Annotated in this window: 12 protein-coding genes; 3 read left to right on the plus strand and 9 right to left on the minus strand. The window is 70.7% G+C overall.

Annotated features, from left to right (window positions below; all coding sequences use genetic code 11):
* Positions 1–107: 107 nt before the first annotated feature.
* The 7 genes from LDL49_RS17310 to LDL49_RS17340 all read right to left on the minus strand — a co-directional run bounded on the left by LDL49_RS17310 (position 108) and on the right by LDL49_RS17340 (position 8,293).
* Complete coding sequence (locus LDL49_RS17310; RefSeq protein WP_225292088.1) at positions 108–287, minus strand: AAA family ATPase; 180 nt, start codon at positions 285–287, stop codon at positions 108–110.
* 30 nt (positions 288–317) lie between these two features.
* Positions 318–1,808 carry an Asp-tRNA(Asn)/Glu-tRNA(Gln) amidotransferase subunit GatA gene (gene gatA, locus LDL49_RS17315; RefSeq protein ID WP_225292089.1) on the minus strand — a complete coding sequence of 497 codons (1,491 nt, stop codon included), beginning with the start codon at positions 1,806–1,808 and terminating at the stop codon, positions 318–320.
* Positions 1,805–2,104, minus strand: coding sequence for an Asp-tRNA(Asn)/Glu-tRNA(Gln) amidotransferase subunit GatC (gene gatC, locus LDL49_RS17320; RefSeq protein ID WP_101787882.1), 300 nt, complete (start codon positions 2,102–2,104; stop codon positions 1,805–1,807). Before gatC ends, gatA begins: the two co-directional genes overlap by 4 nt.
* 173 nt (positions 2,105–2,277) lie before the next feature.
* Complete coding sequence (locus LDL49_RS17325; RefSeq protein WP_225292090.1) at positions 2,278–4,350, minus strand: putative bifunctional diguanylate cyclase/phosphodiesterase; 2,073 nt, start codon at positions 4,348–4,350, stop codon at positions 2,278–2,280.
* 173 nt (positions 4,351–4,523) lie between these two features.
* Entirely contained in the window at positions 4,524–6,707 is a 2,184-nt protein-coding gene (gene ligA / locus LDL49_RS17330; RefSeq protein ID WP_225292091.1) for an NAD-dependent DNA ligase LigA, read from the minus strand.
* 159 nt (positions 6,708–6,866) lie between these two features.
* A complete protein-coding gene (locus LDL49_RS17335) occupies positions 6,867–7,286 on the minus strand; it encodes a hypothetical protein (protein WP_225292092.1) in 420 nt (139 codons plus the stop codon).
* 14 nt (positions 7,287–7,300) lie between these two features.
* Entirely contained in the window at positions 7,301–8,293 is a 993-nt protein-coding gene (locus LDL49_RS17340) for a methionine synthase (RefSeq protein ID WP_225292093.1), read from the minus strand.
* A gap of 23 nt (positions 8,294–8,316) precedes the next feature.
* Between LDL49_RS17340 and LDL49_RS17345 the strand changes: the two genes are divergently transcribed.
* Positions 8,317–8,949, plus strand: a complete 633-nt coding sequence (locus tag LDL49_RS17345) for an MBL fold metallo-hydrolase (RefSeq protein WP_225292094.1) — start codon at positions 8,317–8,319, stop codon at positions 8,947–8,949.
* A gap of 2 nt (positions 8,950–8,951) precedes the next feature.
* Here LDL49_RS17345 and mnmA read toward each other — a convergent pair whose 3' ends face one another.
* On the minus strand, positions 8,952–10,013 hold the full coding sequence (mnmA, locus tag LDL49_RS17350) for a tRNA 2-thiouridine(34) synthase MnmA (RefSeq protein WP_225292095.1): 1,062 nt from the start codon (positions 10,011–10,013) through the stop codon (positions 8,952–8,954).
* Between the two features lie 79 nt (positions 10,014–10,092).
* On the opposite strand from mnmA, the gene LDL49_RS17355 reads away from it, so the two are divergent.
* Positions 10,093–11,145, plus strand: coding sequence for a DUF695 domain-containing protein (locus LDL49_RS17355; RefSeq protein WP_225292096.1), 1,053 nt, complete (start codon positions 10,093–10,095; stop codon positions 11,143–11,145).
* A gap of 201 nt (positions 11,146–11,346) precedes the next feature.
* Here LDL49_RS17355 and LDL49_RS17360 read toward each other — a convergent pair whose 3' ends face one another.
* Positions 11,347–12,510, minus strand: coding sequence for a cysteine desulfurase family protein (locus tag LDL49_RS17360; protein WP_225292097.1), 1,164 nt, complete (start codon positions 12,508–12,510; stop codon positions 11,347–11,349).
* Between the two features lie 53 nt (positions 12,511–12,563).
* Here LDL49_RS17360 and LDL49_RS17365 point away from each other — a divergent pair, with 53 nt between their 5' ends.
* Complete coding sequence (locus LDL49_RS17365; protein WP_225292098.1) at positions 12,564–13,070, plus strand: TetR/AcrR family transcriptional regulator; 507 nt, start codon at positions 12,564–12,566, stop codon at positions 13,068–13,070.
* The last annotated feature ends 44 nt before the right edge of the window (positions 13,071–13,114 follow it).

Raw genomic sequence — 13,114 nt, forward strand, 5'->3', positions numbered from 1 at the left:
TCCACCCATTCGCGATACGCCGGAAACCGCGCCAGCACGGCCAGTGTCTCCCTCCGCGACGAGCCCCGGTACGAGAGGACGGCTCATGGAGCCTGCCCGAACGGCGCTCAGATAGGAGCGGACCCGGCGAGGAGACACGAAAACCGCCACCGGCGAGCGAAGCCCAGCGCGTCCAGCAGATTGGACTTACCACTCGAATTCGGACCGACCAGAGCGAGGAACGGCGGCACGTCGAGCTCGAAGTCCAGGAAGGACCTGAACCCGTCGATCTCGATGCGCGTGAGCACGCCGCCGTCCCCTCTCCCTACGAAGTTTCCCTACAGCGCCGGAGCCTTGGACAGCAGGCTGCCGCCCCAGCGGCTTTCCAGGGCCTGCTCGACCGCGGCGCCGACCCGGTAGCAGCGGTCGTCGCCCAGCACCGGGGCCATGATCTGCAGGCCGACCGGCAGCCCGTCCTCGTCGGCCAGGCCGCACGGGACCGAGATGGCCGCGTTGCCCGACAGGTTGGACGGGATCGTGCACAGGTCGGCGAGGTACATGGCCATCGGGTCGTCGGCGCGCTCGCCGATCGGGAACGCCGTCGTCGGCGTCGTCGGCGACACCAGCACGTCCACCTGGTGGTAGGCGGCCTCGAACTCGCGCGAGATGACCGTGCGCACCTTCTGCGCCTGGCCGTAGTAGGCGTCGTAGTAGCCGCTCGACAGCGCGTAGGTGCCGAGCATGATGCGCCGCTTGACCTCGGGGCCGAACCCGGCGGCCCTGGTCAGCGCCATGACCTCCTCGGCGCTGCGGGTGCCGTCGTCGCCGACGCGCAGGCCGTAGCGCATGGCGTCGAAGCGCGCCAGGTTGGAGGAGCACTCCGACGGCGCGATCAGGTAGTAGGCGGGCAGCGCGGTCGAGAACGACGGGCAGGAGACCTCGACGACCTTGGCGCCGAGCGATTCGAGCAGCTCGACGGCCTCGTGGAAGCGGGCCAGCACGCCGGGCTGGTAGCCGTCGCCGCCGAACTCCTTGACCACGCCGATGCGCATGCCGGAGATGTCGGCCTGCCGGGCGGCCTCGACCACGGACGGCACGGGCGCGTCGATCGAGGTGGAGTCCATCGGGTCGTGCCCGGAGAACGCCTCGTGCAGCAGCGCCGCGTCGAGCACGTTGCGGGCGAACGGGCCCGGCGTGTCGAGCGAGCTGGCGAACGCGATCAGGCCGTAACGCGACGAACCGCCGTAAGTGGGCTTCATGCCCACGATGCCGGTCACGGACGCGGGCTGCCGGATCGAGCCGCCGGTGTCGGTGCCGGTGGACAGCGGCGCCTCGTACGCGGCGACGGCGGCGCTGGAACCACCGGACGACCCACCGGGGATCCTGGACAGGTCCCACGGGTTACGGGTCGGGCCGTAGGCGGAGTTCTCCGTGGAGGAGCCCATGGCGAACTCGTCGAGGTTCGTCTTGCCGAGGATGACCAGTCCGGCCGCGCGCAGGCGGCTCGTGACGGTCGCGTCGTACGGCGGGCGCCAGCCTTCGAGGATCTTGGACGCGGCCGTCGTCGGCATGTCGGCGGTGGCGAAGATGTCCTTGTGCGCGATCGGCACCCCGGCCAGCGGGCCGAGCCGCTCACCGGCGCCCAGCCGGGCATCGACGGCCCTGGCCTGCTCGACGGTGGTCTCGCGATCGACGTGCAGGAACGCGTTGATCTTGGGCTCGACCTCGGCCATGCGGTCGAGATGCGCCTCGGCCACCTCGACGGCCGTGACCTCGCCACCGGCGATCAGCGCGCCGAGCTCGGCGGCGGTCTTGTGGATCAGGCTCATGCCTCCTCCCCAAGGATGCGCGGCACCCGGAAGCGGTCGTCCTCGACGGCCGGCGCGCCGGACAGCGCTTGCTCGGGCGTCAGGGACTGTCGCACCTCGTCGGCGCGGAAGACATTGGTCAGCGGAAGCGCGTGCGACGAAGGCGGAACGTCCTCGGCGGCGACCTCTGCCACCTTCGCGACCGACTCGATGATGGCATCGAGCTGCGTGGCGTAGTGGTCGAGTTCGTCGTCGGTGAGGGCCAGCCTGGACAACCGGGCCAGGTGTGCGACCTCGTCGCGGGTTATGGCGGACATGAGTCGTGTAACCCGTTTCGTGGATGGAGTTGGGACACTGTCATCCTAGGGGCCTTGACGGAGCGGGACAGAACCATTAACCCGCGCCACAGGGGTTCCACGCTCGCGGGGGCCGCGGCGCCGCGTACCTGGTCATTCAGCCGGCCCGGTGTACGTCCTCGGGAAGCGCCGGGTCACGCGGTCTGGGTGACCTCGGAGCGGTAGCCGTACTCGATCTCCGGCTGGGTCTCGATGTGTTCGCGCAGCCAGACCGTGGCCTCGGCGGGCGGCATGGGCTTCTGGAACAGCCAGCCCTGACCCATCTCGCAGCCCATCTCGGTGAGCCGGATGGCCACGTCGTCGGATTCGACGCCCTCGGCGACCGAGCTCAGGCCGAGCGAGCGGACCAGGTCGACGATGGAGCGCACGATCCGGTAGTCGTCGTCGGACTCGGCGATGCGCCGGACGAACGAGGCGTCGATCTTGACCTCCGACACCGCCAGCCGCTGCAGCCTGATCAGTGAGGAGTAGCCGGTGCCGAAGTCGTCCAGGGACAGCGGCACGCCGAGCACGGCCAGCGCCTTGATCGTCTCGTGCGTGTAGGCCTGGTCGCCCATCAGGATGCGCTCGGTGACCTCCAGCTGGATCGCCGACGGCGGCAGCCGGAGCTTGGCCAGCCCCGCCTCCAGCTGCTCGGGCAGGGCCGAGTCGAGCAGGTCGCGGGCGGAGATGTTGACCGAGACCTGCACCCGCAGGCCGCTGTGCCACCAGCGGGCGGCCTGCTCCAGTGCCGCATCGATGACGTATTCGGTGAGCTGGCGCATGAGGTAGGACTGCTCGGCCAGCGGGATGAACTCCGACGGCGGGATCTGGCCGTGCACCTGGTGATGCCAGCGCAGCAGGGCCTCCATGCCGTGTACGGCGCCGGTGGCCATGCCGACCTTGGGCTGGTAGTGCAGCCTGAGCTCGCGGTTGTCCACGGCCCGCCGCAGGTCGCCGAGGAGGTTGAGCCGTTCGGGCGAGTTGCGGTCCTTGTCCGGCTGGTAGAGCTCCACGCCGGTGCGCCCCTCCTTGGCGAGGTACATGGCCACGTCGGCGCGCTGGAGCAGCAGCTCGAAGTCGGGGGCGTGGTCGGGGTAGAGCGCGATGCCGACCGAGCCGTCCAGGTCGAACGACATGCCCTCCAGCCGCACCGGTTCGGTGAGCGCCGCGCGCAGCCGGGCGGCCACCTCGCGGGCCGCGTGGGCGTCCCTGATCGAGGGCAGCAGTACGGCGAACTCGTCACCGCCCAGCCGGGCCACGACGTCGCCGGGGCGTACGGAATGGGTGAGCCGGTGGGCGACCATCTGCAGCAGCCGGTCACCGACCGGGTGGCCCATCGTGTCGTTGACCTCCTTGAACCGGTCGAGGTCGAGCAGGAACAGGCCGACCCGCTCGTCCTGGCGGGCCTCGGCGAGCGCCTCCTCGGTGCTCACGATCAGCATCTTGCGGTTGGGCAGGCCGGTCAGCTCGTCGTGCATGGCCTGGTGGTCGCGGCGCATCGACAGGGTGGCGGTGAAGTAGACCGCCGCCAGGGGCGCCACGAACAGCGGCACAAGGGTGGGTGAATGGGTCATCACGACGACGACCAGGGGCGCCAGCCCGAGCAGCGCGGCGTAGACGAGGCTCTGCGGACCGAGGCTGGCCTTCAGCACGCGGGTGATCGACCGGCGCTCGTGCAGCGCCACCGCGCCGCTCACCAGGGCGGCCCTGACGGCGAAGTAGGCGATGCCGGCCAGCGAGATCGCCAGCAGGTCGGCGCCCGTGGGCACCCACGGCGCGGCCGGGCTCGGCACGATCCCGAACAGGCCGAGCACCACGGCGGCGGCGGTCAGCGCGAGCGTCGACTGGGCGATGTTGAACATCACCCGATGCCACGCCTTGCGGGTGACGACGCCGTTCATCACCACGGCCACCGCCTGCATCAGCACCGCCACGGGCAGGCCGAAGTGCAGGAGCACGGCGAAGGTGAACATGGTGGAGGGGTACGTGCCGCCGACGGCGGTCGCCGATGACACCATGACGGGCCTGAGCTCGCCCAGCACCGCGAGCGCGGTCAGCACCCAGAACAAGGGCGTACGGGCGAGCTCCGCCAGGCCGGCCGGGTCGAGTCTGAGCATGGCCACGGCCAGGGCGGTGGAGCCGATCACGGTGATGCCGGCGAGGAACGCCCACAGAGGCGTCCCGGCGCGTGGCCCCGTGTCGCGGGTGTCGGTTGGGTCAGCCATCAGTAACAGAACCCCCATTAGGTCACTATGGGAGGGTACGACCTTCACCCCACTTCGCGAAACCAACCGCGTACGTTCCGTCACTTATCCTTCGGACATATACCCCGAAATCACTCTTAGTATACTCGCTATCAACAGCGCGTATATAACCTATGGCTGGGAAGTGACAGCCCCTACGGCTGGGGAGTGACGGCCACCCGCGCAGCCGCCTCCGGCCCGTCGGCGAGGAGCACCCCGAAGCCCTCACCGTCGAGGATCGGCACGCCCAGGCTGACCGCCTTGTCGTACTTGGACCCGGCATTGTCGCCCGCCACCAGGAACGAGGTCTTCTTCGACACCGAGCTCGCGACCTTGCCGCCCCGATCGCTGAGCGCCTCGGCGGCGGAGTCACGGGTGAAGCCCGGCAGCGTGCCGGTCACCACGAAGGTCAGGCCCTCGAGCGTCTGCGGCCCCTTCTCGGGAGCGGGCTCGTCCTCCATGCGGACGCCCGCGGCCCGCCAGCGGGTGATGATCTCGCGATGCCAGTCGACCTCGAACCAGGCGCGGATCGTGGCGGCCACCCGCGGCCCGATGCCCTTGATGGCCGCCAGCTCCTCCTCCGAGGCCGCCATGACGGCGTCGATCGAGCGCAGGGCGACAGCCAGGTCGCGGGCCGTGGGCGGCCCGACATGGCGGATGGAGAGCGCCACCAGGACATTGGCCAGCGGCGCCTGCTTCGCCCGGGCCAGCTCCTCGATGAGCTTGTGGGCGTTCTGGCTCGCCTCGCCGTTGATGTTGGAGAAGAACGAGACGACCTTCTGCTCGCCCGTCTTCGGATCGATCTTGGGCAGGCCGCTGTCCTTGTCGCGGACCACGGACCTGATCGGGATCAGCCGCTCCAGCGTCAGGTCGAACAGGTCGGCCTCCGTACGCACGACCGGCTCCTGCGGCGGCAGCGGCTGCGTGAGCGCGGTCGCCGCCACGTAGCCGAGCCCGTCGATGTCGAACGCGCTGCGCCGGGCCGCGAAGAACAACCGCTCGCGGATCTGCGCGGGGCAACCGCGGGCGTTGGGGCAGCGCAGGTCGGCGTCGCCCTCCTGCTCGTAGGCCAGCTCCGTGCCGCACTCGGGGCAGTGGGTCGGCATGACGAACGGCCGCTCGGACCCGTCACGCAGGTCGGTGACCGGGCTGAGGATCTCGGGGATGACGTCGCCCGCCTTGCGCAGCACGACGGTGTCGCCGATGAGCACGCCCTTGGCGGCCACCACCGCGGCGTTGTGCAGGGTGGCGCGCTCGACCGTGGAACCGGCGACGCTGATCGGCTCCATCACCCCGAACGGCGTGACACGGCCGGTGCGGCCGACGCCCACCTGGATGTCGAGCAGCTTGGTGTTGACCTCTTCGGGCGGGTATTTGAAGGCGATCGCCCAGCGCGGCGCCCGCGAGGTGGAGCCGAGCTCGCGCTGGGTGCGGAAGTCGTCGACCTTGACCACCACGCCGTCGATCTCGTAGGGCGGGTCGTGTCGGTGCACGCGGTAGTGCTCGATGAAGGCGTCGACCTCGGCGGGGCCGCCGACCACCCGGTAGAGGTCGCTGACCGGCAGGCCGAACTCGCGCAGCCGCTCGTAGACCTCGGACTGCGCCTTGGGTTCGGCCGCGCCCTCCCAGACGCCGACACCGTGCACGATCATGCGCAGCGGGCGCTGGGCGGTGATCCGCGGGTCCTTCTGGCGCAGCGAGCCTGCCGACGCGTTGCGCGGGTTGGCGAAGGGGGCGACCCCCTGCGCGACCAGCTGCTCGTTGAGCCGCCCGAACTCCGCGACCGGCATGTAGACCTCGCCCCGGACCTCGATCAGGCTCGGGACGTCGGCTCCCTTGAGCCGGTGGGGCACGCCCTCGATGGTGCGGACGTTGGGCGTCACGTCGTCGCCCGTCCTGCCGTCGCCCCTGGTGGCGCCGCGCTCCAGCCGGCCGTCGCGGTAGACCAGCGCGATGGCCAGCCCGTCGATCTTGAGCTCGCAGAGGTACGGTCCTGGCTCGCCCTCGGCCAGCCGCTCGGCCCGCGCCTGCCACGCGGCCATCCCGGCCGGGTCGAAGGCGTTGTCGAGGCTCTCCATCGGCGCCAGGTGGTCGACCTTGGCGAAGTCGCCGGCCACGGGCGCGCCGACCTTCTGGGTCGGCGAGTCGGGCGTCTGAAGACCCGGATGCGCCGCCTCCAGGGCGAGCAGTTCGTTGAACCACTCGTCGAACTGAGCGTCGCTGACCGTGGGCCGGTCGAGCACGTAATAGCGATAGCGGGCTTCCTCCACCAGCTCGCTCACCTCGGCGTGCCGCTCACGCGCGGCCACGGGCACGCCATCGACGCTTGGCTCGCTCACCAGGGTCTCCTTCCGTCCAACACCCTAGGCAAACGCTATCGCCGAGCACCGACAACGGGCACCTCCCACGACACCCGGACGGGCGGGTCGCGGTGGGATCAGCGGCGTGGACGGCCGACCGCCCCTTACGGATCGGCCGTCCTGGAGCCAGTGAAGGGGTCAGCCGCCCTGGGACCAGACGCCGTCCCACCCCGAGCACTTGCCGGTGACCTTCACGGCCGTGCCGCGGCAGACCCGGCCCTCGATCGAGAGCATGTAGCCGGTGGGGAAGGAGAACTTCAGCGGCTTGGTCCCCGAGCAGTTGTGGAACGTCTTGGCGCCCCTGCCGCCGTCATCCTTGACCCACCGGAACTTCAGCCACGAGCACCCGCTTCGCCCGGGGAAGTCGTAGAGCTTACCGCTCACCACGAACCCCGGCCGGTCCAGGACGACCTTGCCCTTGGCCTTGCCCGCCTTGTCGGCGGAGTAGATGGAGCCCCAGTTCCAGATCTCCGGGTTGGCGGCGGCCGCGGCCGGTGCGGCGATCGACGCAGACGCGATCAGGAGCGTGACGCCGACCGCCACAGTGCGAAAAATCATGGAAGCGAGGCTACTCAACCGGCTTGCAGCCCGCTTGCCGGATCGTCGCGCAGCACCTGGGCGCCCTTGCGGCAGGCGGCCAGGGCGGCCCGCGCGTAGTGCGGAGAGGCTCCGGCGAGCCCGCAGGCCGGGGTCAGCACGACCTGCGCGGCCAGCTTGTCGGGCGGGAACCCGAGCCGCCGCCACAGATCCACCGCCGGCCTGGCGACGACGCCGGTGTCGGGCAACCGGGTGTCGGTCCCCGGCACCACACCGAGGAACAGCAGCAGCCCCGCCTCCAGCGCCTCCCCCACGGCGTCGTCGTCCCTGCGGCTGAGCAGGGAGGCGTCCACCGAGACGCCGCGGACACCGGCCGTACGGAGGAGGCGGAGGGGCACCGACGGCGCGCAGCAGTGCACGATCGGGTCGCCGAACAGGCGCAGCGACTCCGCCACCCGCGAGCCCTCCACGGCGGCCAGCCGCCCGAAGCCCGAGGCGGTCGGCACGGTGCCCATGAGCACGCCGGGCAGGCCGGGCTCGTCGAGCTGCAGGACGATCTCGGTGACGCCGGGCAGGCGCCGCCGTACCTCCGCGACGTGGTCGGCGACGCCCTGAGCGAGCGAGGCGGTCAGGTCGCGTACGGCTCCGGCGTCGGAGAGCATCTTGTCGCCGTACTTGAGCTCGATGGTGGCCGCCAGCGTCCACGGCCCGCAGACCTGCAGCTTGAGCGGCCCCGCGTAGTCGTGCCCGATCTCCTCCAGGCCGTCGAGATCGCGTCTGAGATGGTCGACCGCCCGCTGGTGGTCGCGCCCCGGCCGGTCGGACAGCCGCCAGCCCGACGGCTGCACCTCCACCGGCAGGTCCACGAGCAGCGCCGCCGTCCGCCCCACCAGGTCGGCGCCCACGCCGCGGCCTGGCAACTCGGGCAGGTACGGCAGACCGGGCAACTCACCGAACACCACTCGGAGGGCCTCGAAATGATCCTCACCCGGATGCGACCCAACCCCGGTGGCTTCGAACATCGACATGGGACAAGCGTAGGCTCTGAAAAATGGAGCTGACCAAATACGGCCACGCGTGCGTACGCCTGGAGAAGGACGGCAACGTCCTCGTCATCGACCCCGGCGCCTTCACCGAGGGGCCCGTCCTCGAGGGTGCCGACGCGGTGCTCATCACCCACGAGCACATGGACCACGTCGACGTCGAGCGGCTCAAGGCCGCCTCATCCGACCTGGAGATCTGGACCTGCGAGGCGGTCGCCGCCCAGTTGACGGAGGTACCGGGGAAGGTCCAGGTCGTCCGGCATGGCGATGATTTCACCGCGGCGGGGTTCGCCGTGAAGGTGTTCGGCGAGTGGCATGCCAAGAACCACCCTGACGTGCCGATTGCGCAGAATGTCGGCTTCATGCTCGACGACGAGGTCTTCTACCCCGGTGACGCGCTGACGGTGCCGGGCGTGGAGGTGCCCACCCTCCTGGTGCCGACGAACGCCCCTTGGCTGAAGCTCATGGAGATGGTCGACTACCTGCGGACGATCCGTCCGGCCAGGGCGTTCTCCACGCATGACGGGCTGCTCAACGACATCGGCCTCAGCCTGGTCGACAACTATCTGAAGCTGGAGTCCGACAAGCAGCACGCCGACATGCGGCGACTCAAGGTCGGCGAGTCGGTCGACCTTCCCTGAGATCAGCTAGCCGAGGCGATGGTGGCCGAGCCGATCACGGTCTCGCCCGAATAGAGCACCGCCGCCTGCCCCGCCGCGACCCCCGTGGCGGGGCGGTCGAGCGTGATGCGCAGCCCGTCGCCGACCTCCTCGAAGTGGCACCCGTAGACCTCGCCGTGGGCCCGCAGCTGCACTCTCAGCTCGCCCGGCGAGGCCGTCGGCCCGTTCCAGACCGGCCGGCCGCAGGTGATCGAGGTGACCTCCAGCGCCGAGCGCGGCCCCACCGTGACCGTGTTGGACACGGGCTCGATCGACAGCACGTAGCGCGGCCTGCCGTCGGCGGCGGGCCGGTCGATGTGCAGGCCCTTGCGCTGTCCGATCGTGAAGCCGTGGGCGCCGTGGTGGTTGCCGACGACCTCGCCTTCCTGGTCGACGATCGGGCCTTCGGCCGAGCCGAGCCGCTTGGCCAGGAAGCCGCGGGTGTCGCCGTCGGCGATGAAGCAGATGTCGTGGCTGTCGGGCTTGTCGGCGACCGTCAGGCCACGCCTGGCGGCCTCCTCGCGTACCTCGGCCTTGGTCGAGTCGCCCAGCGGGAAGATCGCGTGGCCGAGCTGCTCGCGGGTGAGCACGCCCAGCACGTAGGACTGGTCCTTGCCCTGGTCGGCGCTCCTCGACAGCACGCCGTCGACCAGCCTGGCGTGGTGGCCGGTGGCGACCGCGTCGAAGCCCAGCGCGAGCGCCCGGTCGAGCACCGCCGAGAACTTGATCTTCTCGTTGCAGCGCAGGCACGGGTTGGGCGTGCGGCCCGCCGCGTATTCGGCCACGAAGTCCTCGACCACGTCGCGCTGGAAGCGCTCGGCCATGTCCCAGATGTAGAACGGGATGCCGATCACGTCGGCCGCGCGCCGCGCGTCGCGGGAGTCCTCGACCGTGCAGCAGCCCCTGGCCCCCGTGCGGTGGGATTGGGGGTTGGCCGACAAGGCCAGATGCACACCAGTGACGTCGTGACCGGCCTCGGCGATCCGGGCGGCGGCCACGGCGGAGTCAACGCCGCCCGACATGGCGGCAAGCACACGCAATCCCATGACCATTCCAGCGTACTGTCCCGCCAAGCGTGCTCGGCCATCTGCACAACCGGGCTCCGCGTCTGGGAGTATTCAGGCCATGCGACTGTTCGGGCGCAAGGACGACGACGAAGAGCCCATCGAGCCGAGCGACGGCATCGCGCCGTTCTGGGCGTGGTGGGAGGAGACCAGGCCGCAACTCGACTCGCTGGTGGCCGCCGGTGACGCCGAGCTGCTGTGGGAGACGATCGCCCCGGCCGTCGCCGCGGTGCATCCCGGCCTGGTCTGGGAGGTGGCTCCCGGCAGGGAGGCGGCGCACGCGCTGGTCGTGACCGCCGCCGGCGACGCCGAGCTGCGCTCGCTGGCGCACCGCTTGGTCAAGGGGGCGCCGCCCGCCGACCTGCTGTGGGAGTTCCATCCGTCGCGCCAGGTCAACCCGCAGGCGCTGGAGCTCACGATCGACGTGGGCGGCTTCGAGTTCGCCTTCGACAAGCTGATGCTGGGGCTGCGGGTGCCGCCCAACTCGCCGCGCGTGGACGTGGCCGCCTATCACCCGATCTTCGGCCAGCTCGACGAGGACACCCGGCTGGAGACCACGCTGCTGGCCCTCGACTGGCTGCTCGGCGAGGACGACGTGGCCCGCTGGGTGGGCGAGATCACCCCGGCGACGTTCCAGCCGATCGACTCGGTCGCCGCCGTGCACCTGCCCGCCGTGGTGGCCGACCTGGCCTCCGGCTACGAAGAGGAGCAGTGGGCGCTGCTGGAGGGCCAGACGGCGGCCGGCGCGCCGCTGGTCGCCACCGCCCGCTATCCGCTGCGGCCGGTCGACTATCCGCTCTTCGACCAGCACATCGCGATCACGCTCCCGTACGCGCACCGCGACGAGAACGGGCTGCCCGTCGGGGAGTCGCTGACGGCGCTGCGCGACTTCGAGGAACGGCTGGCGGCACGGCTGCTCAAACTCCACGAAGACGCCGTGCTGGTGGCGCACCTGAGCGCGGAGAGCCACCGGGTCATCCACATCTACGCCGACCCGACCGGCGACGCGGCGATCCACGCCAAGGAGCTGATCGTGGGCTGGGAGGAAGGCGAGCCACGGGTCGACGTGGCCACCGACCCCGCGTGGAGCGCGGTGGTGGCCTTCATCAACTAGCTGGTTCGTCACGCGACCGTCTCGGCCCCTGTGACGGTCTGTGGTGGCTGGGGTCCTTTGGGAGGGATACCCCCTCCGGGGGAGAGGAAGAAACCGGTCCGTCGTGGCCGAGGTCCTCCGGGGAGAGGACGACGGCGGTCCGTCGTGTCGGGCTTCCTGAGAAGGGATCCCCTCCGGGGGGAGCGGATGCCCGGCGGGCGTTCAGCTCAGGCCGGCGCGGCGGGCGCGTTCGACCGCCGCCGGGAGCACTTCGATCAGGCGGTCGACGTCGTCGTGGGTCGAGGTGTGGCCGAGGGAGAACCTGAGCGAGCCCCTGGCCGCCGCCGAGTCGGCGCCCATCGCCAGGAGTACGTGCGAGGGCTGCGCCACCCCGGCCGAGCAGGCGGACCCGGTCGAGCACTCCACGCCCTTGGCGTCGAGCAGCATGAGCAGGGCGTCGCCCTCGCAGCCGGGGAAGGAGAAGTGGGCGTTTCCCGGCAGCCGGTCCGTCGGGTCGCCGTTGAGCAGCACGTCGGGGACCGCCTGCCGTACGCGCTGGATGAGCTCGTCCCGCAGCGCGGTCAGGCGGCGGCTCAGCGACTCCTGCTCCTTGACCGCGACCCGGATGGCGGTGGCGAGGCCGGCGATGGCGGGCGCGTCGAGCGTGCCTGAGCGAACGTCCCGCTCCTGGCCGCCACCGTGCATGACCGAGACCGGAGTCATGCCGCGGGCCAGCAGCAGCGCGCCGACGCCCATCGGGCCGCCGACCTTGTGGCCCGTCACCGTCAGCGCGTCGGCGCCGGAGCCGGCGAAGGACACCGGCAGCTGCCCGATGGCCTGCACGGCGTCGGTGTGGAAGGGGATGCCGCTGTCGTGGGCGATGGCGGCCAGCACGTGCACCGGCTGGACCGTGCCCACCTCGTTGTTGGCCCACATGACGCTGATCATGGCGACGTCGTCGGGGTCGCGGGCGATGGCGGCGCGCAGCGTGTCGGGATGCACCCGGCCGAGCTCGTCGACCTCCAGCAGCTCGAGCCGCGCGCCCTGGCTGTCGGCCAGCCAGTGGGCCGGATCGAGCGTGGCGTGATGCTCGACCGAGCTGACCAGCACCCGCTTCCTCGGCCGGCGCGCCCAGTAGAGGCCCTTGACGGCGAGGTTGTCCGCCTCGGTGCCGCCCGAGGTGAACACCACCTCGCTCGGCCTGGCGCCCAGCGTGTCGGCGATGGTCTCGCGCGACTCCTCGACCACTCTGCGCACCCGGCGGCCGGTCGCGTGCAGTGAGGACGCGTTTCCGACCAGGCCGAGTTGCTCCGTCATGGCCTCGATCGCCTCGGGAAGCATAGGCGTGGTCGCCGCGTGATCAAGGTAGGCCGACGGTCTGCTCACCAGGAAAGCGTATCCCCTTTGCCACTGTACCGTCCGGACGGTACAGTAGAGGCATGAGAAGGGACGAGCTACTGGACGCGGCAGAGGATCTCCTCTGCGACCAGGGCTCGACCGCGCTGACCCTGTCCGCGGTGGCCGATCGGGCCGGTGTGAGCAAGGGCGGCCTCCTCTATCACTTCTCCTCCAAGGAAGCCCTGATCAAGGGCATGGTGGAGCGGCTGATCGACGACTTCGACGAGCTGATGGCCGCCCAGGGCGACCCCAGCTACACCGAGCGCTACCTCGCGGCGACGCTTGAGGCCGTGCGCTCCAACCGGCTGCGACGATGGGCCGTCGTCACGGGGGCGTCGGGCAACCTCTTCCTGCTCGCGCCGATCCGCGAGGCGATGGCCCGCTGGCACCGCGAGGGGCTCGACGACGAACCCGACCCCGTGGCGTCGCAGATCGTCCGGCTGGCGTGCGAAGGACTGTGGGACGTGGCGAGCCACGATCCCGGCCTCCACGCAGAGAGCGACCTGCGCGCCCTGGAGGCCCGCTGTCGCGCCCTCCTCAAACCCTGACTTCTCCCTTCCGCGAACCTTCTTCGCCGCCCGCGCTCGCACTA

This window comes from Nonomuraea aurantiaca, assembly GCF_020215705.1.
Taxonomy (GTDB): Bacteria; Actinomycetota; Actinomycetes; order Streptosporangiales; family Streptosporangiaceae; genus Nonomuraea; species Nonomuraea aurantiaca.